The 22,825-nt window shown below is 63.4% G+C and carries 23 protein-coding genes; 11 read left to right on the top strand and 12 right to left on the bottom strand.

Annotated features, from left to right (window positions below; translation table 11 throughout):
• Nucleotides 1-69 precede the first annotated feature (69 nt).
• Both AC1D14_RS11400 and AC1D14_RS11395 read left to right on the top strand, forming a co-directional pair.
• Entirely contained in the window at nt 70-882 is an 813-nt protein-coding gene (locus AC1D14_RS11400; protein WP_476881675.1) for an AraC family transcriptional regulator, read from the top strand.
• A 33-nt stretch (nt 883-915) separates the two neighbouring features.
• Entirely contained in the window at nt 916-1,086 is a 171-nt protein-coding gene (locus AC1D14_RS11395) for a VOC family protein (RefSeq protein WP_230117416.1), read from the top strand.
• Nucleotides 1,087-1,111: 25 nt separating this feature from the next.
• Here the strand turns inward: AC1D14_RS11395 and AC1D14_RS11390 are convergent, their stop codons facing one another.
• Complete coding sequence (locus AC1D14_RS11390) at nt 1,112-1,456, bottom strand: TfoX/Sxy family protein (RefSeq protein WP_230117417.1); 345 nt, start codon at nt 1,454-1,456, stop codon at nt 1,112-1,114.
• Between the two features lie 108 nt (nt 1,457-1,564).
• On the opposite strand from AC1D14_RS11390, the gene AC1D14_RS11385 reads away from it, so the two are divergent.
• The 3 genes from AC1D14_RS11385 (at nt 1,565) to AC1D14_RS11375 (ending at nt 3,782) form a co-directional block, all read left to right on the top strand.
• On the top strand, nt 1,565-2,431 hold the full coding sequence (locus tag AC1D14_RS11385; RefSeq protein WP_230117418.1) for a PhzF family phenazine biosynthesis protein: 867 nt from the start codon (nt 1,565-1,567) through the stop codon (nt 2,429-2,431).
• 326 nt (nt 2,432-2,757) lie between these two features.
• Nucleotides 2,758-3,081 carry a hypothetical protein gene (locus AC1D14_RS11380; RefSeq protein ID WP_230117419.1) on the top strand — a complete coding sequence of 108 codons (324 nt, stop codon included), beginning with the start codon at nt 2,758-2,760 and terminating at the stop codon, nt 3,079-3,081.
• A 116-nt stretch (nt 3,082-3,197) separates the two neighbouring features.
• Nucleotides 3,198-3,782 carry a histidine phosphatase family protein gene (locus AC1D14_RS11375; RefSeq protein ID WP_230117420.1) on the top strand — a complete coding sequence of 195 codons (585 nt, stop codon included), beginning with the start codon at nt 3,198-3,200 and terminating at the stop codon, nt 3,780-3,782.
• 64 nt (nt 3,783-3,846) lie between these two features.
• Here AC1D14_RS11375 and AC1D14_RS11370 read toward each other — a convergent pair whose 3' ends face one another.
• On the bottom strand, nt 3,847-5,211 hold the full coding sequence (locus AC1D14_RS11370) for an MFS transporter (RefSeq protein WP_230117421.1): 1,365 nt from the start codon (nt 5,209-5,211) through the stop codon (nt 3,847-3,849).
• A 254-nt stretch (nt 5,212-5,465) separates the two neighbouring features.
• On the opposite strand from AC1D14_RS11370, the gene AC1D14_RS11365 reads away from it, so the two are divergent.
• On the top strand, nt 5,466-6,548 hold the full coding sequence (locus AC1D14_RS11365) for a hypothetical protein (RefSeq protein WP_476968510.1): 1,083 nt from the start codon (nt 5,466-5,468) through the stop codon (nt 6,546-6,548).
• Between the two features lie 122 nt (nt 6,549-6,670).
• On the opposite strand, the gene AC1D14_RS11360 is transcribed toward AC1D14_RS11365, so the two are convergent.
• On the bottom strand, nt 6,671-7,102 hold the full coding sequence (locus AC1D14_RS11360) for an ester cyclase (protein ID WP_476968509.1): 432 nt from the start codon (nt 7,100-7,102) through the stop codon (nt 6,671-6,673).
• Between the two features lie 266 nt (nt 7,103-7,368).
• Here AC1D14_RS11360 and AC1D14_RS11355 point away from each other — a divergent pair, with 266 nt between their 5' ends.
• The gene (locus AC1D14_RS11355) at nt 7,369-9,528 is read left to right on the top strand and encodes an amylo-alpha-1,6-glucosidase (RefSeq protein ID WP_476968508.1); all 2,160 of its coding nucleotides are present in this window, start codon (nt 7,369-7,371) and stop codon (nt 9,526-9,528) included.
• Between the two features lie 80 nt (nt 9,529-9,608).
• Here the strand turns inward: AC1D14_RS11355 and AC1D14_RS11350 are convergent, their stop codons facing one another.
• The 9 genes from AC1D14_RS11350 to AC1D14_RS11310 all read right to left on the bottom strand — a co-directional run bounded on the left by AC1D14_RS11350 (nt 9,609) and on the right by AC1D14_RS11310 (nt 18,591).
• A complete protein-coding gene (locus tag AC1D14_RS11350) occupies nt 9,609-9,989 on the bottom strand; it encodes a RidA family protein (protein WP_476968507.1) in 381 nt (126 codons plus the stop codon).
• A gap of 51 nt (nt 9,990-10,040) precedes the next feature.
• Nucleotides 10,041-11,204 carry an alanine racemase gene (locus AC1D14_RS11345; RefSeq protein WP_476968506.1) on the bottom strand — a complete coding sequence of 388 codons (1,164 nt, stop codon included), beginning with the start codon at nt 11,202-11,204 and terminating at the stop codon, nt 10,041-10,043.
• Nucleotides 11,205-11,235: 31 nt separating this feature from the next.
• On the bottom strand, nt 11,236-11,952 hold the full coding sequence (locus AC1D14_RS11340) for an SDR family oxidoreductase (protein ID WP_476968505.1): 717 nt from the start codon (nt 11,950-11,952) through the stop codon (nt 11,236-11,238).
• Between the two features lie 51 nt (nt 11,953-12,003).
• Complete coding sequence (locus tag AC1D14_RS11335) at nt 12,004-12,678, bottom strand: haloacid dehalogenase type II (RefSeq protein ID WP_476968504.1); 675 nt, start codon at nt 12,676-12,678, stop codon at nt 12,004-12,006.
• Between the two features lie 212 nt (nt 12,679-12,890).
• Nucleotides 12,891-13,934 carry an NAD(P)-dependent alcohol dehydrogenase gene (locus AC1D14_RS11330; RefSeq protein ID WP_476968503.1) on the bottom strand — a complete coding sequence of 348 codons (1,044 nt, stop codon included), beginning with the start codon at nt 13,932-13,934 and terminating at the stop codon, nt 12,891-12,893.
• A 4-nt stretch (nt 13,935-13,938) separates the two neighbouring features.
• The gene (locus AC1D14_RS11325; protein ID WP_476968502.1) at nt 13,939-15,033 is read right to left on the bottom strand and encodes a tartrate dehydrogenase; all 1,095 of its coding nucleotides are present in this window, start codon (nt 15,031-15,033) and stop codon (nt 13,939-13,941) included.
• Nucleotides 15,030-16,595, bottom strand: a complete 1,566-nt coding sequence (locus AC1D14_RS11320; RefSeq protein ID WP_476968501.1) for an aldehyde dehydrogenase family protein — start codon at nt 16,593-16,595, stop codon at nt 15,030-15,032. The genes AC1D14_RS11325 and AC1D14_RS11320 overlap by 4 nt, the downstream gene beginning before the upstream one ends.
• A 17-nt stretch (nt 16,596-16,612) precedes the next feature.
• The gene (locus tag AC1D14_RS11315; RefSeq protein ID WP_476968500.1) at nt 16,613-17,890 is read right to left on the bottom strand and encodes an NAD(P)/FAD-dependent oxidoreductase; all 1,278 of its coding nucleotides are present in this window, start codon (nt 17,888-17,890) and stop codon (nt 16,613-16,615) included.
• 26 nt (nt 17,891-17,916) lie between these two features.
• On the bottom strand, nt 17,917-18,591 hold the full coding sequence (locus AC1D14_RS11310; protein ID WP_476968499.1) for a haloacid dehalogenase type II: 675 nt from the start codon (nt 18,589-18,591) through the stop codon (nt 17,917-17,919).
• A 429-nt stretch (nt 18,592-19,020) separates the two neighbouring features.
• On the opposite strand from AC1D14_RS11310, the gene AC1D14_RS11305 reads away from it, so the two are divergent.
• Genes AC1D14_RS11305 through solA form a run of 4 tightly spaced genes read left to right on the top strand, consistent with a single transcriptional unit; the run spans nt 19,021 to nt 22,791 of the window.
• Nucleotides 19,021-19,947, top strand: coding sequence for an ABC transporter substrate-binding protein (locus AC1D14_RS11305; protein ID WP_476968498.1), 927 nt, complete (start codon nt 19,021-19,023; stop codon nt 19,945-19,947).
• Between the two features lie 47 nt (nt 19,948-19,994).
• Nucleotides 19,995-20,891 (top strand): amino acid ABC transporter permease, encoded by an 897-nt coding sequence (locus tag AC1D14_RS11300; RefSeq protein WP_476968497.1) that lies wholly within the window; start codon nt 19,995-19,997, stop codon nt 20,889-20,891.
• Nucleotides 20,888-21,655: an amino acid ABC transporter ATP-binding protein gene (locus AC1D14_RS11295; RefSeq protein WP_476968496.1), complete on the top strand. Its 768-nt coding sequence runs from the start codon at nt 20,888-20,890 to the stop codon at nt 21,653-21,655. Before AC1D14_RS11300 ends, AC1D14_RS11295 begins: the two co-directional genes overlap by 4 nt.
• A 2-nt stretch (nt 21,656-21,657) precedes the next feature.
• Entirely contained in the window at nt 21,658-22,791 is a 1,134-nt protein-coding gene (gene solA / locus AC1D14_RS11290) for an N-methyl-L-tryptophan oxidase (protein ID WP_476968495.1), read from the top strand.
• The last annotated feature ends 34 nt before the right edge of the window (nt 22,792-22,825 follow it).

Here is a 22,825-nt window from a genome sequence, read left to right as displayed (position 1 = left end):
TCACGGTACGCACAGGTCCGCTCAGCGGCTTGGAGAATTGCGACAGCTTGGATGAAGGAGTGTCCTCCCATGGTGGGTTCGTTCAAGGGAATCCTCTACCCTGCCCGGCTTCCCACGTTTCACCGTGTGCCCGCGCCCGAGTCCATCACGAACCTGGTGCAGTGGTTTTGGATCCCCGAATGGGACATTGAGCCAGGGCACACGTCACGCCAGCACGTGATCGCGTTCCCGACGTCCAACCTTGTGGTTCAGAAGGATCTCGTTGAGTTCGCAGGCCCAACTACCCGTCGAACACATCGCGATCTCACGGGCCGAGGCTGGGCGGTTGGTGCACTCCTGCGTCCCGCACTCGTTCCGCGTTTCACGGATGATCCGGGGAGCCTGCGGGATGCCACGCTGCCACTACCGCTCGAGGATCTGCATGCCTCCGTGTCGGAGGCGATGAGCAGGACCGAACCACGGGAACGTCGACAACGCGCGGTGGAGGCTTTCACTGGCTGGCTAAAAGCGCAGAGTCCAGAGGTGTCAGAGGAGGGCGTTCTTGCCAACGCGATGATGGACATTACCGGACGATGCACCGACGTAACCCGTATTGAAGACGTTGCGGCACGTCTGTTCGTCTCGCCGAGAACCCTTCAACGGGTGGCGAGGAAGTACATTGGCCTGAGCCCGTCCGCGCTCATCCGAAGACGCCGCCTCCAAGAGGCCGCCGACCGGTCACGGACCGACCCGTCGGCGGACCTCGCGACGATAGCCGCCGAACTCGGCTATGCCAATCATGCCCATCTGACGAACGACTTCCAAAAGACCCTGGGATTCACGCCAAGCACGTACCGGCGATCCGTCGTCCTGGACCAAGCGCGGAGCACGTCGTCGCGTTAGCATTTCTCCCAACACGTCTGACCAGTAGGGCCCATGCCGCACATCGTTGACTTCAAGAACGCCATGCTGCGGCCGCCCGACGGACTGGCCGCGTACGGCTACGGGCTTGTAGGCGACATCGGTCAGTACGAGCACGTCTGGCGCATGGTGTATGTGCTCGGTCCGGAGGGGATCATCGTGTCCCTGGCCGAGCGGATCGGCTGACCGCTGTCCGGAGCTGGGGTCCGGGTTATCCACGGCTGGAATGGTGCGCGGACCCCACGAAGATCAGGGCTTCACGGGTCAGGGACAGCCATGACTCCTCATCGTCGGCAGTGACGGTAAGCCACTCCTTCATCGCCCGGCCCTTGCCGGCGTCGAACGGTTCACCGGCCCCGGACCCGATCAGCGCGGTGACGCGATCATGTGGCAGCTTCACGACAAGCCGGTTTCCGGCAATCATCGCGAAAATCGAGCCGTTGACCTTCAGTGCGGACGAACCGAACCCTCGGCGTCCCGGTTCACCCGGCACCATTACCCCTGGGCTGGCCCTGAATTCGTCCGCCAGCGCGTGGAACCGCTCCTCGGGAAGCATGGAATCATCGTCCCTCCCCCGGACCCCGGGGAACAACCCCCTGACCGAGCTGGCCATGCCGGGCCAGCGTTGACGGTCAGGGGCCGGACGCTGTGCGACGATGACGGAATGGAACCGACCACGGAAGTACTGCGTTATGCCGCCTTTACCACCACCCCCGACGGCGGAAATCCGGCGGGAGTTGTCCTGGATGCAACCCGCCTCGACGACGCCCGGATGCAGGCCATCGCGGCCGACATCGGATATGCGGAAACGGTCTTTGTCACCGAGCCGACGGTTGACGGAGACTTTCGCCGAAACCGTGTCCGGTACTTCTCCCCGATTGCCGAGGTGCCGTTTTGCGGCCATGCCACTATCGCTTTGGCCGTCGCGCTGTCAGGGCGTGACGGCACGGGGACCTTTATCTTCGACACGGCGGTGGGACCTGTCACGATCGAGACTGCAGGCAAGGGCGCAGCGGTGACGGCATGCTTCACAAGCGTTGAGCCGCGAGTAGCCGAGTTCCCCGACGCTGTTCTGACCACCCTGCTCGACTTGCTCGGCGTGGGCCAGGACGAACTCCACCCTGAGTACCCTCCGATGATCGCTTTTGCCGGTAACTGGCATCCCATTCTCGTCTTCGCAGAACGACAGACGTTTGACTCATTCGTTTTCGACCCAGATCCCATGCGCACGCTGATGGATGCCCAGAACTGGGCCGGCACCGTCACGACGCTCTGCGAGATTGGACCGGGCGAGTACGACTCGCGCAACCTCTTCCCGGTGGGCACCATCACCGAAGATCCGGCGACCGGTTCGGCTGCCGCTGCCTTCGGCGGATACCTCCAAATGCTTTCACTCGTGAAGCCGCCCAGCCGCGTCGTACTGCACCAGGGCAGCCATGTCGGCCGCGCAAGCGTGCTCACTGTCGACATTCCTCCGTCCGGCGGGATTATCGTGAGCGGTGAAGCCGTCGAGATCTCTCGAATCGTATGAGCCGGCCTTGAGCTAATCCACGCGGGACTGCAGTGCCCCTGGACCAGGCTGCTGCCGACAGTTTAGCCGGCAGACCCGAGAGACTCCCCTCCCCTGCGGCAGTCGCTCGCGGCAGCATCGGAAACCCTTCCCGGCGTGTGCCGGGAAGCCAAGTACCTGGCGAAACGGCTGGCCGCCACCCGGGCTCCGCAGGACGAAGCGGAGGTCCAGAGCAGGCTGGCGGCATAAACGTAACGCACGTGGACACATCCGCGTCCCTGGTCGACCAAGGTCTGGGCCCAGCCCCGGCCGACCCGGGGCCTCCGGCTGCGCGGGATAATGGAAGCATGACCGATCAGCATGAGGACCGGGACCCGTGGGAAGAGTTCGACCGGCTCAAACCCGCAGGCCCCGACCGCGTCGCGGGACTACCCGGAGGCCAGCCACTGGGCTTTGGCTTCCGCACCGGCGTGCGCAGTGCAAAGGTGGCCTTCGGGTTCGCCGTGTACGCCCTGGTCCTTGGAACCGTGCTGGTCCTCACCGGCGCGATTGTGTTCACCGCCAAGGGGCAGTGGCCGTTGCTTGGACTGATGGTGCTGATCGAGGCCGTCTTCGTCTTTGCCTTCAGCCGGCTGGTGCGCCAGGCGCGGAACCGGCGCTCCGCCCAGTAGCCGGAACCCGGCCGCAGGACCCCGGTTCCATGCTCGCACTGGTAACTGCCGCCGTCGGCCTGCCGGCTGGCGGAAGATGGCGGGAAGCCTGCCGACGTCAAGGCAGAATGGAAACCATGACCCTTACGACCTTCGCCCTCGTCCGCCATGGCCAGACCGACTGGAATGCACAGCGCCGGCTGCAGGGATCCACCGACATTCCGCTGAACGACGTCGGCCGCGGCCAGGCGCGCGACGCCGTCGCCGCCCTGTCCGGCTACGAGTGGGATGCGATCGTGTCCTCGCCCCTAAGCCGTGCCGCGGAAACCGCCGACCTGATCGCCGCCGGGCTCGGGCTCAGCGTAGCCCGGCGGGTGCCGGAGCTCACCGAGCGCAGCTTCGGACCCGCGGAGGGCCTGCAGGACGGTCCTGAACTGGACAGACTTCGCATCCCCGATGGTTTCCGCGGCGCAGAAAGCGAGGACGAGGCAGCCAGCCGCGGGCTGGCCTCCCTGGAAGCGCTGGCTGAGGAGTTCCGCGGCCGCCGCGTCCTGGTGGTCGCCCACGGCACGCTCATCCGCGTGAGCCTCAGCCGCGCCATCGGCCGCACCCTGCCAAGCATCGACAACGCCGTGCTCAACCTGGCCCACCACCATGCCATTGACGGCTGGCAGCTTGAGTATCTGAACGGCGAGCCGGTGATGGTGGCTGCCGGTACCTGACCGGCTTTGCGCGGCTGCATCGACCGGGCACGACCCGGCTGGCGTTAAGCCAACTTCTGTCTCCCTACGCCGCCTTGCGCTCCCGCCACAGCAGCGACACCACGAACGTCACTCCGCTCAGCACCAGCATCACCAAAACGATGCGGCCCCAGTTCTCCTGGTTCACCCCGGTGCCGTAAAAGATGCCGATCATCACGGTGGCACTGATGGCGCCGACGTACCGGCAGGTCTGGAAGATCCCGGCGGCCACTCCCCTGTCCTCCGGCGCGGCGGAGAGGTAGAGCCCCTGGTTGGAGGCGATGCTGACTGAGCCGTACGGCACGCCCATCAACGCTGTCAGCACCAGCACGAGCAGGATTGCGAACGACGCCGTCAGCAGCCAGAGTGCCGCTGCCGCCACCGCCAGAAGTACGACGCCGGCGATCAGCACCCGCCGCACACCGAACCGGTCGATGGCGCGCACCGCGAGCGGAGTGATGACTACCGACATGGCTGCGAGCGGCAGCATCAGCACGCCCACCAGGCCGGGGTTGTAGCCCGCGGCCTCCTGCAGCAGCTGGGGCAGGCCGAAGAATGCGAAGTAGTAGACGCCGCTGAACACCGTGAAGCCCAGGTACACCAGCAGCAGCGGACGGTTCCTGCCGAGCAGCCGCAGGTCCAGAAACGGCCTGCCGAAGCTCAGCTCGCGCCAGGCGAACAGCACGGCCAGCAGCATGGCGCCGCCCAGCAGCCACCAGCGGAACCCGGGCAATGCATTCAGAAGCCCCATGAGCAGCAGCACCATGGCGCCGACGAACGCGAGGATGCCGGGGATGTCCGAGTCGCGCACCAGGGTGGCAACGCTGCCCTGCTCCCTCGGCTCGTCCGCGGGTGCGACCTTCCGGACGATAAGCAGGGCGGCCAGCGCCAGCGGCACGTTGATCAGGAACAGCGCCTGCCAGCCCACCAGGCTCACCAGCAGACCGCCCACCACCGGGCCTACCGCTGCCCCGGATGTGTTGGCCATCTGGATGCGGCCCAGCGGCCGGGTGGAGGTTGAGTTCGCCTGCCTGGCCAGCGCACCGACCATGACGACGGCGCTCGGGTACGCCGTCGCCGTCCCCAGCGCCATTAGTGCGCGGGCGATGCAGACGAACACGAAGTTGGGCGAAAAGGGCGCCAGCGCACAGGTCACCGCCACCAGCGCCATGCCGAGCATGAAGAGCTTCCGTGGCCCGAACCTATCGGCAAGCCTGCCCATCAGCGGCTGGCCCGCGGCCGAGGTGATGTAGAAGGCGGTGATCACCCAGGTGACCGTGGCGACGTCGAGCCTGAAATCCTCTCGCAGCACCACCAGGGCGACGGCGATCATTGACGAGTTCAGGGGGTTCAGCGATGTGCCCAGGCTGAGGCCGGCCACGGCGAGGCCGGTGCGGGAAGAGTTGCTCACGGCAACAGTCTTCCCCACACGAGGGTTCCGCAACGAACTCTTCGAACGGGCGCGCCCGCGGACCCTCATTGCCGGTGGTGATCCGACCAGCTCTGAACCGCATTAGATTCTGGTGATTCATCTCCGTTTGAAGGCTCCGTGAGAGTATGCGGCTGTGAGTCCTCGACGCCGAGCCGTTGGACATTCTTGCCTTGTGAGCCACCCGCGGCAGCAGTACCATCCCCTCACCTGATGGCTTCTGGAAGTGGGCAACGATGCTCGATTCGGCGCACAACACACGAGCGGGCGCACTCCGCGACCTCGTCACAGAGCTCCTGGGCCTGTGGCTGCTGCTGGCAGTCTTCCTGGACGGCTGGGCACACCTGAACCTGCCCAGTCTGGAGACGTTTTTCACGCCGTGGCACGCAGCCCTCTACTCCGGCATGCTGGCGACGGCGGCCTGGACCGCCGTCGTGATCTGGCGCAACCGGGTGCCCGGGCAACCTCTCGCGAAGGCTGTTCCGGCCGGCTACCGGGGAACCGTCGTGGGGCTCGTCCTCTTCGCTGTCGCCGGCAGCCTGGACCTGCTGTGGCACGAGCTCCTGGGCATCGAGGTCTCGCTGGATGCCCTCGTCAGCCCCACCCACCTGCTGCTGGGCTTCAGCCTCTTCCTCATCCTGGGCACCGGCGTCCGGAGCGCCCGGGCGGCCAGCCCCGGCGGGAACGTGGCGTGGACCCCGGCGGCGCTGTTCGCCGTCGTACTGATGACCGGGCTGGGGGCGTTCTTCCTGATTTACGTCTCCGTCTTCGTTCGGCCGGGGCCAACGGCCCTCTTCACCCCGACGCCGTTCGGCAGCCCCGGACGCAACCAGTCGGAGATGCCGGTGGTCATCACCCTGGCAAGTTACCTGCTGACCACGGCACTGATCATCGCTCCGTTCCTCTTCACGCTCTCCGCGGCGAGGCGCCCTGCCCGCGGGGTCGTCACCATGCTGGTGGCCGCTGCGGCGTGGCTGCCCGTGGTGATGGTGGGCCTGCACCCCTTTGCGATCGCCGGAGCAGTGGGAGCCACTGTGGCCGCCGTCGTCGCTGACCTGCTCCTTGCCCGGGTGCCAGAACCCTGGCTTCGCCGGCGGCTGCCCGCGATCACCGCAGGAACCGCGGCGCTGCTGTGGACGGGCCAGCTCGTCACCTTCGCGGTGACCGATGCCATCCGCTGGCCGGTTTCGCTGTGGCTGGGTGCTGTGGTGCTGAGCGCAGCGGAGGCCGCAGGCCTCGCCCTCCTCAGTTCCTGGAGTCCTGCTCGTTCCGCAACGGAGACTGCCGCACAAGGCAGTCCCGCCGCGGACGCACTGTGAGGGACTATTCAGGGATTGCGCCGACCTGCTGCATGAGCCTCAAGTTGTCTGTGATATCCGGGAACGCCGTCCGGATCGCATCCACGAAATACCGGACACCATCTAGAGCTCCCCCGGTGCATTTAGGTCCCTGGCAGCAGGCCCAACTGACCCATCAGGGCTGCCACATCCGGGTGGGCCCTGAACGTCGCGATCTTTCCGTCCTTCACGGTGGCAAAGTACGTGCCCGTTCCCGTCACTGCTCTGCCGGTCGCCGGGATCTCCTGGCCACCCATCATCAGCGGCCCGGTATTGGTGCCGGTGAATTCAATTTCCGCAGCCACCTTGTCATCGCTCACCACCCTGTTGGTGGTCTTGGAACGCATGTCAGGAAACGCCGTAAACCAGGCTTCCATGTAGGACTGGACCTGGTCTCGGGAGCGGAAGGGCTCCGGGGCGGAAATATCAGAAAAAGTAAAATCCTCGGCCAACAGGCCGGCAAATCCGGCCGCATCATGCTGGTCCCACGCGGCCATCCCGCGGTCATCAAGCTGCTCAACATCAGCAATCGACATCACACATCTCCTCCTCGAAATGTCCTGACGAGCCTCATCGTAGGCCGTTCAAACCGGGAGTCAATGGCCCGGCGAAACCCTGAATAAAGGGGCGTTTCTACGCCGGCTGCCGCTCCCAAGCGTGAAGTTTCAATCCGTCGCCGAGCCAACGGACATCTGGCCTCCAGGAGCAAGCAAGCGTAGCGTCTGTTGCAGAAATTGGTGGCGGCAGCAGCATGACCCAAGGGCTACAACACGCCGGGTGCTAGTTTCCTGAGGAGGCCGGAATGGCTGGATGGAATGCTGACACTGCGGCTGGCCCGTTAGGGGCCGGGACGGTCACTTTGGTCGAGGGATCGTCCTTCTGCATCTCCCTAGCGAACGGGGACATCCATCCTGAACATCCCCACGGGGTTTTCCACCTGGACACCCGGATCCTGTCCGGATGGAGCCTCACTATCAATGATCAGCCGCTGGAGCCGCTGGCGTCGGAGACCAAGGAACCGTACAGGGCATTGTTTGCCGGGCGCGTTCCACGCGCGGATGGGTATGCGGACAGCCCGTTGATCGTGGAGCGCTTGCGGGAAGTGGGGGCAGGCATTCAGGAGCAGGTCACTGTGCGCAATTACTCCATGAAGCCAGCCGAGTGCGTCATTTCCATGAAGGTTGAGGCGGATTTCGCGGACCTCTTTGAGGTGAAGGAGGCGCGGATCCAGCGGCGTTGGGACGAAACCCGGCACGTCGACGGTGATGCGCTGACCATCCGGGCCGTCTGGCAGGATGTCCGGAAGGGCATTCTTGTACAGGCACCTGGAGCCGACGTCACGCGGGACGCGCTGACGTACCGCGTGTCCGTCGCGCCGCACAGCCAGTGGAGTACGGTCCTCACTGCAGTGCTCAGCACCGAGGTAGCAAGTCCTCCCCCACCGTCGTTCGTCCATGCTGACGGGAGCGAACTGTCTCCCCGGGACAGGCGTCGGCAGGAGTGGGTGGCAAAGATACCGGTGCTGCAGATGGGAAACCGGTCCATCGAACGCACCCTGCGACGCAGTTACGACGACCTGGGAGCACTTCGCATCGAGGACCCGAACCACCCGGACCGTGTGGTGGTGGCAGCCGGTGCACCCTGGTTCATGACCCTGTTCGGCCGGGACTCGCTGTGGGCCTCGGAAATGGCCATGCCGGTGGATCCGTCCCTGGCCCTAGGGACGCTTCAGACGCTGGCAGACCGCCAGGGCACCGTGGTGGACCCGATGAGCGAGGAGGAACCGGGGAAGATCCTGCACGAGGTCCGGCTCGATGTCTCCAGCAGTTTGGCCCTGGGCGGCAAGTCCACGTACTACGGCAGCGTCGACGCCACCCCACTGTTCGTGCTGGTCCTCGGATCGGTCAGCCGCTGGGGATTCGCGCGGGACACCATCGCCGCCCTCCTGCCCCACGCGGACCGTGCGCTGGACTGGATCCGTGATTACGGGGACAAGGACGGCGACGGGTTCGTCGAATACGAGCGCCTCAACGAGCACGGTCTGATCAACCAGGGCTGGAAGGACTCGTGGGATGGGATCAACTTTGCCGACGGCCGTCTGGCGGAGCCCCCTATCGCGCTCTGCGAGGTCCAGGCCTACGTCTACGACGCGTACATGACGCGTGCCTGGATGGCGTACGACGCCGGTGACGGTGCCCTCGCCACGGACATGAAGGACCACGCCAAGCACCTGAAAGAAGAGTTTAACGACAAGTTCTGGCTGCCCGACCGCGGGTATTACGCCATCGCGCTGGACCGGGACAAGGAGCCCGTCGATGCCTGTGCGTCGAACATGGGCCACTGCCTATGGACCGGCCTGGTGGATGAGGACAAGGCGCCCCTGGTGGCCGAACGGCTGATGTCGCCGGAGATGTTCAGCGGCTGGGGAGTTCGGACGCTGGCCAGCGACATGGGCGCCTACAACCCCGCCAGCTACCACAACGGCTCAGTCTGGCCCCACGACAATGCCATCATCGCGGCTGGCCTGTTGCGGTACGGCTTCGTGGAGCAGGCGCAGCGGATCTCCACGGCTCTGCTGGAGGCGGCCGAATACTCGGACGGCCGGCTGCCAGAGCTGTTTTGCGGTTTCAGCCGGAACCAGTTCGCCGAACCCGTGCCCTATCCGACGGCGTGCTCCCCGCAGGCCTGGGCAGCGACCACTCCAATCCTCCTGGTGACCAGCCTGATGAGGTACGACACCCATGTCTCCCGCGGAGGGTTCTGGATGGATCCCGTACTCCCGGAGGCCTATGGGGACCTGCACATCACCAACGCGCCCATGGCCGGGGGCCGGATCACCATTGATATTGCCAATTCCGTGCCATCGGTTCAGGGGCTGCCCGAAGGGATGGTGTTTTACCGTGGGCACCGGCCGTGGTTGACGGAACTCGTGGAACAAGTCGGCCGGCGGGGAAAGGCTTAGCGCGCACACCGGACTCACCTCATCTTCCTCCAATAACGCGACTGATGAAGGTGACGACGTCCAATTCTGCGTCCAGATGCCTACCGGGTTGCGGTGACCTCCACTTCGAACTTGCAGTCACGGGCCAGGCTTGCGACACCGACGGTGGCTCTGACCGGCGGATTGGTGTGAAAGATTTCGCGGAAGATCTGGTCCATGGTGGCGAAGTCTGTGAAGTCTGTGAGGTAGATGACGCACCGCACGACGTCGTCGAGCCCGAGCCCGACACCGCTCAGGAGCTTTTCCACGCTCGCAAACGTGGCGCGGACTTCTGTTTCGAAATCGACCGGGTACGTTTCCGGTCGGCCGCCGACACTTCCTACTTGTCCGGCAAGAAAAACAAGCCCGTTGGCCTCAACAACTTGCGAGTAAGACTCGGATCCAGGCTGCACGCCTTCAATGGCAGGGATGGTCTTGGTCATCTTAAGTTCCGATCTTTTCTCGGTTGGAGTCACTGAATAATGCTTTTGCGTCTATGACAGATGGCCTCGTGCATCCACGGGCCAACGGCCTGTATCGGATCCCCCTTGCGTCACCACATACTCATCAAAGAGGTTCGCTACCGGGCACGCGTGATTGGGAACCAAAGTCAGTACGTCGCCGACGGAAGGGCGCACAACACCATCGGGGATTGAAAGATATCCATGGTGCTCATTCAGCAGGCGCAGCAAACTGCCGGGAATGGAGGGGACGAGCCCGAAACCCTTCTCGGCGTTGCCTTCCCTGCCGAGGACCTTGGTTCCGGCGTCAATGATCACCTGGCCGTCCACGGCTGTACTGACCACCGTTGTTGCGACGAGGAGGCCGACGTCGGCGAGGCTCTCACAGGTCCCGAGGCGTACGTTGTCGGCATCGTTGAAGATGTACTCACCGGGCCTGGACTCTGTAATCGGCGCACGGGACGAGATGAGGGCTGTCGGGGTGGAGCCTGCGCTCACAATGCCCACCGGTATTCCTCTGGCCGAGAAAGACGCGATGGCCTCTTCGGCGGCAAGCACCTCGTCGGCGGCCCCTTCGGGGCGCGCCTCCCTGGACTTGCCGGCGTGTCCGGCGTACGTGAAAATCCCCGCTACATCGAGGCGCAGACGCAGGCATTCGGCGGCAAGACCGCCGGCTTCCTGTGGTGGAACGCCGGTTCGGTGAGCTCCGCTGTCGATCTCCACAAGCACCCGCAGCGGGCGCGGCGATCCTTGAGTCGCCAGGGCGAGCTGTTGTGCTCCGGCCACCGAATCCACTCCGATGGAGAATGAGCCGACTTTCTCGTGGAGGTTAAGAATTCGCCGGGCGCGACGAGAGTTGCCTGCCCAGACCGTGTAGGCGAGGAAAATATCGTCAAATCCGGCTTCTGCAAACACCTCCGCCTCGCCAACACTCGAGACCGTAATGCCGACTGCGCCGGCCTCTAACTGACGCCGTGCCAGGTGGACACTCTTGTGGGACTTCATGTGCGGGCGCAAGCTGATTCCGTTGTTGCCCAGGGCGGCCTGCATGCGGTGGATGTTTGCATCGATGACATCCAGGTCAATAAACACCGCCGGCGTCTCTATACCCGGTGGCGGCTCAGGCGGTGCCTGGCCCAGAGCACCCCTGTCGCCGAGAGGCTGGACCTCCAGAGAAGATTCGGCATTTCGCATCATGTCTTGACTCCTGTGAACTGTGGTTTGGCAATTACCAAGGCAGGGGTGAGCGCTCGTAAAAATAGCCGCCCGACGGGCCATCAGCGGGCAGCGTGGCCAACCAGACGGGAGTATCCGCGCCAAGTTCCACGGTTCGTGTCGCCTTCGGACTCATGTCAGTCTGCGTATATCCGGGCGATGCCGCGTTGACCAGGATGCCTTCTCCGCGGACCTCTGCCGCCAGGACGACAGTCAGCATATTCAGCGCTGTTTTCGAGATCCGGTATGCGGGCGATTCTGCTTCAGACGTCACCCCTAGAGATGCCATGCCGCTTGTGAGGTTTACTATCCGCCCATAACGGGCAGCCCGCATGTGCGGCAAGACAGCAGCCGCGCACGCCCAGCTCCCGAAAAGATTGGTGTCAAGGGTGGCTTGTACTTTCTCGAAATCAGGTTCTGACGGCACGTGGCTTGGCCCATCGATGGCGATGCCGGCGTTGTTGACGAGCACATCGATTCGGCCRAACTCTGTCATCGCCGCTGCAACAGCCTCCCGGACCGAGCCCCGGTCTGTGACGTCAAGTTCGGCAGCGGAGCTGGAGTATCCCAGCCTCCTGAGCTCCGCTGCCGAATTCTCGCCGCTGGCCTTGTTCCTGGCCCCCAAAATGACATGATGGCCGTGCTTCGACAGCTGCCGGGCAATCTCGAACCCAATTCCGCGATTGCCTCCCGTCACGAGAGCCACCCTGCCGTTCTGTTCACGACTCATGGCGCCCCTCCTTGGGATGGAAGCGAACGAACCCGCCAACGGAGCACACCTTTAGAGTCCGAGGAGCTTGTTGAGCTCGTCGAGGGAATTGACGGTGGTGTAGTTGTAGGCAGGGCTGTGCGGGTCGTAGCCGCGGTCCAGCATGACCGTGTTGGTGAAGCCGAGATCGAACGCCGGCATCAGGTCATAGCGGGTGTGGGAGGACACGTGCAGGAAGTCCTCCGGGGAGGCGTTCAGCTGCTCCACCATGTACTCGAAGGCCTGGTAGCGGGGCTTGTAGAAGCCGGCCTGCTCGGCCGTGTACACGGCGTGGAACTCGGCGCCCAGCTTCGGGACGCTGCCATCCAGGAAGCTCGTGTCGGCATTGGACAGGATCACGAGCTTGAAGTTCTCGCCCATGGTCTTCAGCGGCGCCGGCACGTCATCGTGGGCTCCCCAGCTCCGGACCGCGGCACCCAGCTGGGCCCCGGCGTCCGCGGTGCGCTCCAGGTTCCACTTCCTGCAGACCCGGTCGAACGCGTCCTGAAGGACCTGCTCGTACGCGTAGTACGAACCGCACACCTGGTCGTAACGGTAGTTGCGGAAGTCCCGCATGAAGGCCGGCATCTGCTCCTCGGGCACCCGGCCGGCAAGCATGTGCCGGGTGGTCGGCTCAATCTGGTAATTGATCAGCGTGCCGTAGCAATCGAAAGAGATGTACTCGGGCCGGAAGTCGGTGCTTGCCATGATGTGGTCCGTTCTTTGGAGGTTTGACTGGGATGGGGCAACTCAGGGGCGGAATGGCCCGGGGAGCCCTGGATGGCCGAGCCCTGCGCGGGAACCCAGGGCCATCGAGCTAAATTGTTGATTGTCAACAGTTGCTGCTCCCCACTCTAAATGAGAATCATTCGTTATAGCAAGAGGATTTTCGGTTTAATTTGATCCCGGCGTAGCTCGGCTCAAAACGTGGCTGCGTCAATGACAAAGCGGTACCGCACATCCCCGGCGATGACGCGGTCGTAGGCGTCGTTGATCTTTCTGGCCGGAATGACCTCCACCTCGGCCCCGAGCCCGTGGGCAGCGCAGAAGTCGAGCATTTCCTGCGTCTGCCGGATGCCGCCCATCTTGGACCCGGCCAGGCTGCGCCGGAAACTGGCCAGGGACCAGGCACGCTGCGTCAGGGGCTCCGCGGGCAGCCCCACGAGCACCAGGGTGCCATCCAGAGCCAACAGGGACAGGTATTTGTCCACCTCGATATCGGCAGAGACCGTGTTGATGATCAGATCGAACTGGCCTGTTAAGGACTCGAAGGTGGCCGGGTCAGAGGTCGCGTGGCAGTGCTTCGCCCCAAGGCGGAGCGCGTCCTCGACCTTCTTTAGAGTCCTGCTGAGCACAGTGACCTCCGCGCCCATGACTGCTGCGAACTTGACGCCCATGTGGCCGAGCCCGCCCATGCCGATGATGGCCACGCGCTTCCCCGGTCCGGCGCCCCAGTTGCGCAGCGGCGAGTACATGGTAATGCCGGCACACATCAACGGCGCGGCGGCTTCGAGCGAAATGCCCTCCGGAATCCGTAGTACGTACTTCTCGTCCACCACGATGCTGGTGCTGTAGCCGCCGGCTGTGGGCAGGCCGTTCCTCCCCACAGAGTTGTAGGTGCTGGTCGATCCGGCCAGACAGTATTGCTCCTCGCCTGCTAGGCAACTCACGCATTCGCGGCAGGAATCCACAAAGCAGCCCACGCCTACGCGTTCGCCTAGTGAGTACCGGGTCACCTTCGCTCCGACAGCCTCCACAATCCCGGCGATTTCATGGCCAACCACCACCGGGTAGGTGACGCCTGCCCAATCGCCCCGCGCTGTGTGGATGTCGGAGTGGCAGATCCCCGTGAACTTGATGGCGATCCGCAGCTCGAAGTCACCGGGATCGCGGCGTTCAATGATGCCGGGCTGCAGCGGCGAGGCGGCCGAGTTGGCCACGTAGGCCTTGGCAACTGTGGGCATGCTTTCACCGCGCCGCCATTTGGGCGGCGGTTGCCTGGTGCGCGGCAATGGCATCGATCGCGGACAGGACAGCGGCCGTGAATTCCGACGTCGAAGAGGTTCCGCCGACGTCGCGGGTGCCGAACCCGTCCCGCAGGGCTGACTCGAACGCGGCCTGCAGGTGAGCGGCAGCCTCGGGGTGTCCGAGGTGCTCCAGCATCATTGCTCCGGACCAGATCTGACCCACGGGGTTTGCCAGGCCCTTGCCGGCTATGTCCGGCGCAGAGCCATGAACCGGCTCGAAGAGCGACGGGTACTCGCCCTCCGGGTTCAGGTTGGCGCTGGGAGCCAGGCCGATGGAACCTGTCACTGCGCTGCCCAGGTCCGAAAGGATGTCGCCGAACAGGTTGGAGGCGACAATGACGTCCAGGGTCCAGGGCTTCAGGACCAGGTGTGCGGCCAGTGCGTCGACCAGTTCGCTGATGAGGGTCACCTCGGGATACTCGCGGACTGTTTCCGCAACAACCTCGTCCCAGAACGGCATAGTGTGCACAATGCCGTTGCTCTTCGTGGCGGAGGTCAGCTGTCCGCGCCTGGCCGACGCCAGAAGTGCGGCAAACTTTGCGACGCGCCGGACGCCGAGCCGGGTGAAGACGGTAGTCTGCATGGCGCTTTCCTCGGGCAGGCCGCGGCACATCCGGCCGCCGATTTCCGAATATTCGCCCTCGTTGTTCTCACGGACGATGAGGAGGTCGATCGGATGCCCGGCCGCAAGAGGTGACGTAACGCCGTCGAGCGTTTTGACCGGACGGAGGTTGATGTACTGCCGGAATTCACGGCGGATCGGGATCAGGAGCCCCCACAGCGTCTCGGTATCGGGAATGTCCGGGGAGCCCACCGCGCCCAGGAAGATCGCGTGGTGCTTGGCGAGCTGCTGGAGCCCGTCAACGGGCATCATCCGTCCATGCCTGGAGTAGTAGTCGGACCCCCAGTCGAAATACGTGAACTCCAGTTCGAGGGAGTGGATCCCGGCGATCCGCTCCAGGCATTCGATGGCCGCCGGAACGACTTCGTTGCCGATGCCGTCGCCGGCGATGACTGCGATCTTGTGGCTGGTCATGAAATCGTCCGCTCTGGCAGGCGGGCGGGCAGCTGTTGCCAGCGGGCCCCCGATTCTGGGAGGTTGATGATGGTGCTTTTGGGTTCAGTCATCTCGTGGACGGCGTAGCGAACGCCTTCGCGCCCCACGCCGGATTTCTTGAATCCGCCGAACGGCATCGAATCGATTCGGACGTCGCTGGTTTCGTTGATCACTACGGCGCCCACGTGGAGCTGATCGGCAATGGCAATCGCCTGGTCCAGGGACTGGGTGAAGACACCGGCCTGGAGCCCGTAGTCGGAGCTGTTGGCGGCGTGGATAGCGTCCCCGACACTGATGAAGGGCATGATGCTGACGACGGGTCCGAAGACTTCCTCGCGGATCACACGGCATTTCGGCGGCACATCGGTCAGAACCGTGGGCTCATAGTGTGCGTTCCGGCGCTGCCCTCCCGTATGGATTGTGGCCCCCGCGGCCTTGGCCTCGCTCACCCATTCCTCGACCCGGCGGGCCTCTGCTTCGGAAATCAGCGGTCCGACGTCGGTGCCCCGGTCAAGCTTCCGGCCGGCCTTCAGGGCCCTAGTCCCCCGCGTGACGTGCTCAAGGACGTCGTCGAATAGCGAGATGTGGACGTACACACGCTGAACGGACAGGCAGTTCTGGCCGGCCACCCCAAAGGCTCCGGCCACGATCGCCTCGGCTGCGCCTCTCGCATCTGCGTCGGCGCAGACGATGGTGGCGTTGTTGCCGCCGAGTTCGGAGAGGATCTTCTTGGCTCCGGCGGCCGCGGCAATGCGTTCCGCCGTCTGGGGACCGCCGGTGAAGGAAATAAGGTCGATCTGCTCGTCCGTGACCAGGGCTTCGGCAACGCCGGGCCCGGTGACAATCGCGGCGATGCGTCCCGAAGGGACGCCGGCTTCCAGCAGCAGCTGGACAAGGGCCAGCCCGCTGAGCGGCGTGCGGTTGGAGGGTTTGAGTACGACGCCGTTCCCTCCGATCAGCGCCGGCCCCAGTTTGTGTGCCACCAGGTTGAGCGGGTCGTTGAAGGGCGTGATCGCCGCGATGATCCCCACCGGTTTCCGGCTGTACCAGCCGATCTTGTTTCCGCCGGCCATGCTGTCATCGAAGCCCAGGGTCTCCCCCGTGAGCTCTGCGGACGCCGCTGCGGAGAGGCGCAGGGTTTCGGTGCAGCGCCGCACCTCGCGCTCAGCCTCGGTGATGGTCTTGCTGCTTTCCGAAGCAATGATCGTGGCGAAACGCTCAGACTGTTCGGCGAGGAGCCGCGCTGCCTTTTCGAGCGCCTCCCGGCGGGCGCGGAGGGGCCACTCGTCAATCTGGAGATGGCGGTGGATGTGGGCTATTGCGCGGCGGACGTCCTGGGACGTGGAGGTGCACACCCGCCCGAGCAGGGCACCGTCTTCCGGGTCCCGTACTTCCAGGGTCATGTGGGCCGTCTGCCATTGGCCTTCGAAGAACGCGCCGCCCGGAAGACCGGCACAGTTGACGCGCCTGTCGGCTGTTTCCTCTGCTGTTTCCGGTGCTGTTTTTGGGCGCGCTTCAGCGACGCTTGTGTAGGGAAGCATGAAAGTCCTTGTCCTGCTTAGCTGAACCGGTCGATGATTTTTGCGGCCCCGCCGATGAACGGCAGGAACCAGGGCGGGCCGAAATGGCCGGGCACGGGAGGGTTCTTCAGGCCTTCCCAGACGTTTGCGGACTTGTCGCCGCCCATGTAGCTGGCCATCCGCTTTCCCATGTGTGCCGCCATCTGAACTCCGTGGCCGCTGTAGCAGAGGGTGTAGAACAGGCCGTCGTGCAGGCCCGCGTGAACCATCTGGTCCATGGAAAGATCCACTAGGCCGCCCCACGTGTAGTCCACCCTCGTGTTGGAAAGGTAGGGAAACAGTTCGATCATGGCCTTGCGCAGGATCTCCCCGCTCTTGACGTCCGAATCCGGGCTGGACAGGGCAAACCTGGCACGGCCGCCAAACAGAAGCCTGTTGTCCGGGGTGATCCGGAAGTAGTACGTCAGCATCTTGCTGTCAGAGGCCTGTCGCCTGTTCGGCAGGATCCGGTTCACCACGTCCTCCGGCAGCGGCTCGGTTGCGATGATAAAGCTACCCACCGGGATCACGCGGCGCTGCAGCCACGAAGTGACGCCGCCGGTGTAGCCGCTCGTGGCCACCAGGACCTGCTTGGCCCGAACGATCCCCCGTGTGGTGTGGACATCGTGAACTGTGCCCGAAATTTTCTTAAGCTCGGTCACGGCCGCATCCTCACAGATCACAGCCCCGGCGTCAGCGGCGGCACCGGCCAGCCCATGCACAAACTTTCCCACGTGGAGCCCGGCGCCCAGCGGGTCCAGCATGGCCCCGTGGTAGAAATCCGTGCCGATTTCGCTGTGGATGTCCGACTTTGGAATCGTCGTGACATGGTAATCGGCCAGGGTGGCCAGCTGCTCCTGGGACTTCAGCATTCCCTCGTAGTGGGACGGGTGGAATGCGAGCGAGAGTTTGCCGAACCGCTTGTAGTCACAGTCGATGCCGTTGTCGTGCACCAGCTTCTCGATGGTGTCGATGGCATCGTTGTATTCCCTGAACATCTCCACCGCACGGGTGCCGCCGTAGCGCTTTACAGCCGTGTTGAAGCTAATGGCCAGTCCCGTTGTTGCCATCCCCCCATTGCGGCCGGATGCTCCCCAGCCCACGGTGTGCCGTTCCAGGACGGCCACGCTCGCCCCTTGCTTGGCGAATTCGAGGGCAGCGGAGAGCCCGGTAAATCCGGCGCCAATGATTGCGACGTCGACATTCTCGGGGACCGGAGTCCGACGGTAATCCGCGGACGGTTCGGCAGTGTCCAGCCAGTATGGGGTGAGTTTCACGGGTGACCTTTCGCCTCGGGATCGGTTTACAGACCGAGGTGCTTGTTGAGCTCGTCGAGGGAGTACACGGTGGTGTAGTTGTAGCCAGGGCTGTGGGGGTCGTAGCCACGGTCGAAGTAGACCGTGTTGGTGAAGCCCAAGTCGTGCGCCGGCATCAGGTCGTACCGGGTGTGCGACGAGACGTGGAGGAAGTCCTCAGGGGAAGCGTTCAGCTGGTCAAGCATGTATTCGAAGGCCTGATAGCGGGGCTTGTAGGCTCCGGCCTGCTCAGCGGTGTATATGGCGTGGAAGTCGGCGCCGAGCTTGGGAACGCTGATGTCTAGGAAGCTGGTGTCGGCGTTGGAAAGGATAACGAGCTTGTAGTTCTCGCCCATGGTCTTCAGTGGAGCCGGCACGTCCTCATGCGCAACCCACTTGCGAACAGCGTCAGCGAACTGAGCACCCGCACCCTCGGTGCGCTCAAGGCCCCACCTCTTGCACACACGGTCAAAAGCATCCTGCAGAACCTGTTCGTAGGCGTAGTAGTCACCGCACACCTGGTCGTAACGGTAAGCGCGGAACATCGCCTTGAAGGCTGGCCACTGCTCTTCAGTCAACCGACCTGCGAGCAGGCGGCGGGTAGTCGAATCGATCTCGAAGTTGATGAGGGTGCCGTAGCAATCGAAGGAGATGTACTCCGGCCGGAAGTTGGTGTTTGCCATGATCTGTCCGTTCATTGAAGTGGTCAGCCGGGCCTCGTTCCGGCCCGCTGCGGTCTCTCTGGGCGCGATGCAGAGGTGGCGGGTTTTCTCCCCTGTACACAGCACTCCGTTGCCCGATGACTCCGACTCTAGGGCCGAAAATTGTCAATTGTCAACAGTTTGCTCTGACCTGAGTACCCAAGGACCGCGGTTCCGCACCAGGCAAAAAAATAATCAAAAAACATTCTGTCAATTGTCGACAATCTGCAGTTTAGGTGGTTGCATTGCATTTAGAGACGGAGAGATCCAGATCACACATCAGCATGGAAGACCAGCACTCAGCGCCGGCCCCCGCATCCCGGTGCAAGGGAAATCTTCTGACCGGCCCTGGGACTTAGTGCACCATTTCAGCGGATCACCGTGAGCGTAAGCCACTCGAAGGGAAACACCATGAAGACCAGCAACAAAGTTCACACCGCTGCCGCAGGACTCACCGTACTGTTGGCACTGAGCGCTTGTGGCGGAACAGCCACCGGGACCCAGTCCACCGAGAGCTCAAAGACGTCCAATACCGCTGACATCTCCGAGGGCGTCACAACGGACGAGGCTGCGGTGAAGCTGCTCCCCCAGGTCATCAAGGACAAGGGCGAACTGACGGTCGCGATGGACCTGCATTACCCGCCGACCACCTTCCTCGCCGATGACAACACGACGCCGATCGGCCTCAACCCTGACATCGCCCGCCTCGTGGCCAAAAAACTCGGACTCAAGCTGAAGTTCGAAAACACCGCGTTCGACACCATCATTCCCGGCATTGATGCCGGCCGTTACGACTTCACGGCCACCACCATGTCCGCCACCCCCGAGCGGCTGAAGGTGCTGGACATGATCAATTACTTCAGCGACGGAGTCTCTGTTGCGGTGGCCGCCGGCAACCCGCTGAAGATCAGCAACGATGACATGTGCGGCAAGAACATTGCCGTCACCAAGGGCTCGAACTCGCAGCTCGTGCACCTGCCCCACATCTCCGAATGGACCTGCACCTCCAAGGGCAAGCCCGCCATCAACGGCGTCGTCCTGCCCAACGTCCAGGACGCCCTCACGCAGCTGGCCTCCAAGCGCGTAGACGGCGTTTTCTACGACACCACCGCGCTGGCATGGGCAGACAAGCAGCAGCCCAACACCTTCACCGTCCTGACGCCGCAGGTGAACACGCGCACCGTTGACACTGTGTCCGTTGGCCTGAAAAAGGGATCTGCACTGACCCCTGCACTTCAGAAGGCCGTCCAGTCCGTCCTTGACAGCCCTGAATACAAGAAGTCCCTCGACAACTGGGGCCTCACCGGCGGAGGCATCACCGACGCCAAGCTCAACTGACGGGCGCCTCCATGCAATCCCTGATTTCCGAAGGAAATGAGACCAAGATGAGCCAGATCAATGTGGCACACAAGCCGAGGCTCCGTCGCCGAACCCCGTTTGAATATGTGGCCTGGTGTGTGTGCTGCCTGTTGGGCGCGGGAATACTCTTCTCCGTTGCCACCAACCCCAACTTCAAATGGGGCGTTGTTGCCCAGTACTTTACCCAGGAAAGCATCCTTCGTGGCTTGGTGCTCACGATCACCCTGACAGTGGTGAGCATGGTGCTGGGAACGCTCCTGGGGCTTGCACTGGCCATCATGAGGTCCTCAAGCGTCAAGCCGGTTGCCGCCACAGCAGCGGTATACATCACCTTCTTTAGAGGCACCCCGGTTCTGGTACAGCTGATCTTCTGGTTCAATATCGCGGCTCTTTATCCCAACCTGACGATCGGGATACCGTTCACCAACATCCAGCAGGCGATCGACGTCAACGCGTTGATGGCGCCCATCACTGCTGCGATCATCGGCCTGACGCTGAACGAGGCAGCGTACATGGCGGAAATCATCCGCGGCGGGTTCTCGTCAGTGGGCAAGGGCCAGATCGAGGCGGCCGATTCGCTGGGGATGAGCAGCGCTATGAAAATGCGGAAGGTCATCATTCCGCAGGCCATGCCCTCGATCATTCCCGCGACAGGCAACCAGGTCATCGGAATGTTCAAGGAAACCTCGCTGGTCAGCGTCCTTGGCGTTGCTGAACTCCTCCAGAGTGCCCAACTGATCTACGCACGCAATTACCAGACCGTACCCCTGCTCATCGTGGCCAGCCTCTGGTATCTCGTCATGACGCTCGTGCTGAGCTATCCCCAGTCTCAGCTGGAGAAAAAATACTCCCGCTCTGCCTCCCGGCTCCCCAGGAAGGCGAAGAAAGTTATCTTGACTGCACCGGAAGGTATCTCCCGATGAGTGACGACGGAACAATTCTTGCCAAGGGCATCCGAAAGTCGTTCGGTCCCAAGACGGTCCTCAAGGACGTGGACCTGGAAATAGCCAGCGGTGAGATCTGCTGCATCATCGGACCCAGCGGTTCCGGAAAATCCACGTTGCTGCGCTGCATCAACGGTCTTGAGACGGTCGATTCGGGCGTTCTCAAGGTCAACGGCGAGGACTTCGGGTACTACGAGACGGAGCATGCCTACATGGCGGTGAGCCGCAAGAAGCTTGCCGAGCAGCGCACCAGGGTGGGCATGGTGTTCCAGCAGTTCAACCTGTTCCCCAACATGACGGCCCGGGAAAACATCATGGCAGGTCCCGTGCTGGTGAAACGCGGCGACAAGAAGGAAGCTGGCAAGCAAGCCCACCAGTTGCTTGCCAATGTTGGCCTCGACAGGTTCGGAGACTACTACCCTGCGCAGCTTTCCGGTGGGCAGCAGCAACGCGTGGCCATCGCGCGATCCCTGGCCATGGACCCCGAGATCATGCTGTTTGATGAGCCGACGAGTGCCCTGGACCCCGAAAAGGTGGGCGAGGTGCTGGGCGTAATGCAGGACCTGGCCAAGAAGGGCATGACCATGGTGGTGGTCACACACGAAATGGGTTTTGCACGCGAAGTCGCTGACTCCCTGATCTTTATGGATGACGGCTTCGTTGTGGAACGCGGCGACGCCAGGGACGTTCTTTCCAATCCCAAGGAACGCCGGACGCAGGCTTTTCTGGAGAAGGTGCTGTGAGCATGGACGGAAGACTGGCAGTCATTGGCCTCGGCAGCATCGGAAGTATGGCCTTATGGCAAGCTTCCCGCCTCTCCGACGACGTTGTCGGCTTCGAGGCGCAGTCCCCCGGTCATGCCCGCAGCGCCGCCGGCGGGGACACGCGGCTCTTCCGGATGCTGTATCGGGGAATACCGGATTACTACCCCATCCTGGAACGCTCGCACCGCCTTTGGGCAGAGCTTGAGGCCGAATCGGGCCAGGACATCCTGACCCGTTGCGGAGGGCTCTCCATCGGAACGGTGGACGGCCCGTACATCCCCCACCTTCTGGAAACAACCCGGCTGACCGGGGCCGCCCACGAGGTCCTGACCCGCGAGGAAATGGCCGATCGCTACCCGCAGCACAATCTCCGGCCCGATGACTGCGCGGTCTTCGACCCGCGGGGCGGTGCTCTGTGGACTGAACGGGCGGTGACCGCAGCTGTGGCTGCCGCCCAGGCCAACGGAGCGACCGTCCTGCCCAACACCCCTATCGACAGCATCCGGGAAACCAGCGACGGCGTGATCATCACGTCTGGCGGGAATTCCTGGACCTTTGAAAGCGTCATTGTCTCCTCCGGCGGCTGGTCGCGGAGGCTCATGCCGGAGTACCTGCAGAAGGCCACAGAGCCGTACCGGATCTATCTGACCTGGTTCGCTGCGCGGAATGCGGCAGAGTTTTCACCCGAGCGGTTCCCCATCTTTATCCGCATCTCAGGGGACCGGTCTATGTACGGGGCGCCCAGTGTGGACGGCGTCACCGTCAAGGCGACCCTGGACGGCAGGGGGTCACCGACACCTGGCCCCGATTCCCTGCCTCGGGAGCTGACGGCCGCCGAAATACTGGAGACCACCGAGACGGTCACGGAATTCTTCCCCGGACTCGTTCCCAATATCGTCCGCTCAGACGCGTTTCCGGACCTCTATACCTCGGACGGGCATGCGCTGCTTGGCCAGCTGAGGGAGAAGAGCAGGATCTACGGTGCCACCGGCTTCTCCGGGGCGGGCTTCAAGATGGCCTCCGGGTTCGGCGAAATCGCAGCCCATGAGGCCCTCGGGAAGCAAACCTTCAGCGGTCTCGACTTCGTCAGGCCCGAACGGTTCCGACCCCGTTAGCCGACATGGGAAGCTTCCCAAGGGATCGCAAATT

The organism is Arthrobacter sp. P1_B11 (genome assembly GCF_056406715.1).
This window is presented reverse-complemented; position numbering and strand designations above follow the sequence as displayed.